The 991-nt window shown below is 75.6% G+C and carries 1 protein-coding gene; it reads left to right on the top strand.

Annotated elements, in window-relative coordinates:
• On the top strand, nucleotides 1-991 hold a 991-nt coding region (locus A8W25_RS29545; RefSeq protein ID WP_158942782.1), incomplete at both ends, for an acyltransferase domain-containing protein.

The following is a 991-nucleotide window of genomic DNA, read 5'->3' as shown; positions in this document are numbered from 1 at the left end:
CGGCGTCAACCAGGACGGCCGCAGCAACGGCATCACCGCGCCCAACCGGTGGGCTCAGCAGGAGCTCATCGAGCGGGTCTGGCGCTCGACCGACGTCGGCGCCGACGACATCGGCTTCATCGAGGCGCACGGCACCGGCACCCTCCTGGGCGACATGATGGAGGCCCAGGCGCTCGGCCACCTCACCAGCGGCCGCAGCGGCGGCAGCGTCGCGCTCGGCTCGGTCAAGAGCAACTTCGGGCACGCCGAGGGCGCCGCCGGGATCGCGGGGGTCGTCAAGACCGTCCTCGCGCTGCACCACCGGACCGTGCCGCCGAGCCGCTTCGCCGACGACGAGAACCCGGGGCTCCAGCTGCCGGGGCGGCGTCTGTCGCTGCTCAGGTCCCCGCTACGGCTGCCGTCCGGCACCGTGCACGCCGCCGTCAGCAGCTTCGGCATGGGCGGCACCAACGCGCACGCCGTACTCTCCTCGCCGCCGCGCGCGGTGCACCGCTCCGGCGAGCGGGTCCCGGGGGTGTTCACCGTCTCCGCCCGCTCCGCACGCCAGCTGCGCCCCAATCTGCTGGCCCAGGCGGAGGCGCTGGCCCAGCTGCCCGAGGACCGGCTCGCCCAGCTGTGCTGGACCAGCAACCGCGTCAAGTCCCGGCTGCCGCACCGCGTCGCCGTCGCCGCGGGCGACCTGGCGGCGCTGGTGGCGGGGCTGCGCGAGGCGGCTGACGCCACCCACGACGAGGACGGCGGGGTGCGGCGCACGGCGCCCACGGTGGCGTTCGCGTTCACCGGACAGGGCGCCCAGCACCCCGGCATGGCCGCCTCCTGGTATGCCACCTCGCCCGTCTACGCCCGCCTCTTCGACGAGATCGACGGGCACCTCGCCCACCATCTCGGCCTCTCGGTGCGCGACGCCGTCCTGGCGGGCGACCCGGGAGTGCACCGCACGGGCCTGGCCCAGCCCGCGCTCTTCGCGGTCGAGTACGCGATGGCGGGCGCC

Source organism: Streptomyces sp. ERV7 (assembly GCF_001653515.1).
GTDB lineage: Bacteria > Actinomycetota > Actinomycetes > Streptomycetales > Streptomycetaceae > Streptomyces.
This window is presented reverse-complemented; position numbering and strand designations above follow the sequence as displayed.